General features: G+C 46.6%; 1 protein-coding gene and 1 pseudogene. One reads left to right on the forward strand and one right to left on the reverse strand.

Annotation, left to right across the window (positions count from 1 at the left end; translation table 11 throughout):
• Positions 1-202: 202 nt before the first annotated feature.
• Positions 203-1,231 carry a LacI family DNA-binding transcriptional regulator gene (locus R7Z78_RS24235; protein WP_025501411.1) on the reverse strand — a complete coding sequence of 343 codons (1,029 nt, stop codon included), beginning with the start codon at positions 1,229-1,231 and terminating at the stop codon, positions 203-205.
• Positions 1,232-1,459: 228 nt separating this feature from the next.
• Here R7Z78_RS24235 and R7Z78_RS24240 point away from each other — a divergent pair.
• Positions 1,460-1,564: pseudogene (locus tag R7Z78_RS24240) on the forward strand (PTS sugar transporter subunit IIA); the annotation flags it as partial.

The raw sequence follows: 1,564 nt of genomic DNA on the forward strand, positions 1-1,564 counted from the left end.
GCTCGTGAAAAAGCACGCGCGAAGTTTATCAAGAGTGCACCTCACTACTTAATCGACACCATCTCCGATCTGCCAGAGGTGATCGTAGATATCGAACAACGCCTAGCCGCGGGCGAACGTCCGTAGTTTTCGCTCGCGAATTCAGAATGTAAAAAGCCTCTCCATATTGAGAGGCTTTTTACATTTATGGAAAGCGGAAGTGTCAGTTAATCGCAGTACTTGCTCGACGCTTTAGCTTAAAGCCCATACTGGTCGGCCGTTCTTCTGGCTCGCCTTTGATGGCATGTAACAGTTTTTCTGCCGCCTTGGTGCCCATGCGCTCGTAATCAAATTCTGCCGATGTCAAACTTGGGTAAGCGTGCTCCCCCATAGAAGAACCTTCAAGGCAAATAATGGCAATGTCGGTCGGGACTTTGAGCACGCGGCGATGGCACTCAAAGAGCGCACCAATTGCTATCTCCTCATGGCTACACACCAAAGCATTCAAGCTTGAATCGCGCAGCAATAACTTCGCCAATCCTTCCGCACCCAATTGTGAAGATGGCGCTTCATGAGTCGTCAGAAAATGATCTGGGGTGAGATAGTTTTCAATCATCGCACTTTGCCAACCGTGTAACTGGCGTTGCAACGTCGAGTGATTCCCGCGCGCCCCAATAAAACCAACGTTCTTAAAACCTTGTTCAATCAGGTGTCTGGTACAGGCCTTACCCACTTCGAAGTGATCCACACCAATATTGAGATAACTGGCCTTTGAGCTCAGTTCGGTAATCTCTAACACTGGCGTATTTGATGCCTCTAATAGTTGATGCGTTCGCTGACTATGCTCACTTCCAAACAGTACCACGCCCGCAGGACGGCTCTCTAAAAAAGTCGAAAGCAACTTTTCTTCTTGCTCAATCGAGTAGTCGCTGTAACCCAGTAATAATTGATAACCCGCTTTGTTTAACGCCTGTTGGAAGCTTGGTAAGAAATGAGCGCATGCTTTTTCAAACAGTGACGGAATGATAAGAGCGATGGAATAACTTTCTGCAGATGCTAGTGCCCCTGCGGCTTTGTTCGGGATATAGCCGAGCTCATCAACCACTTGTTGAATTTTTTCTCTCAGCTTATCGGATACCAGCTCTGGCGTTCGTAATGCTCGCGACACCGTCATCGTGCCTACGCCTGCTTGTTTGGCGACGTCAGCCAAAGTGACATTGCCGGTACTTCTTCGTTTGCGAGGTTCGCTCATTGTTTTTATTTAATGTTCTCTAATTTCAGCTGCGACATCTTATCACAGCGCTTTAATGGTTTTGATATTAGCGCATTAGAACTCGAACACCAGCACATGAAACTTCGATGCCTGATAAAAATGATAGCGCTATCAGATAGCGCTACCATTTGTGATCACTCTCAGGTTCTTCTGGCAAATTGATCGATAAAGTACGCAGCAACAAAACAACAAATCGGAAACATTCCAATGCTACGTGAACTGATTACCTCTGATGTCATTCGCATCCATTCTGACGCAACCGACTGGAAAGATGCGATCAGCAAATCTTGTGAAGCTTTGATTGAAAATGGC

The organism is Vibrio sp. 1167, assembly GCF_033340375.1.
Lineage (GTDB): Bacteria > Pseudomonadota > Gammaproteobacteria > Enterobacterales > Vibrionaceae > Vibrio > Vibrio alginolyticus.

What these genes read in the sequence shown, in the direction of transcription:
- R7Z78_RS24235 (WP_025501411.1), bottom strand. Translation starts at nt 1,231, where the DNA reads ATGAGCGAACCTCGCAAACGAAGAAGTACCGGCAATGTCACTTTGGCT.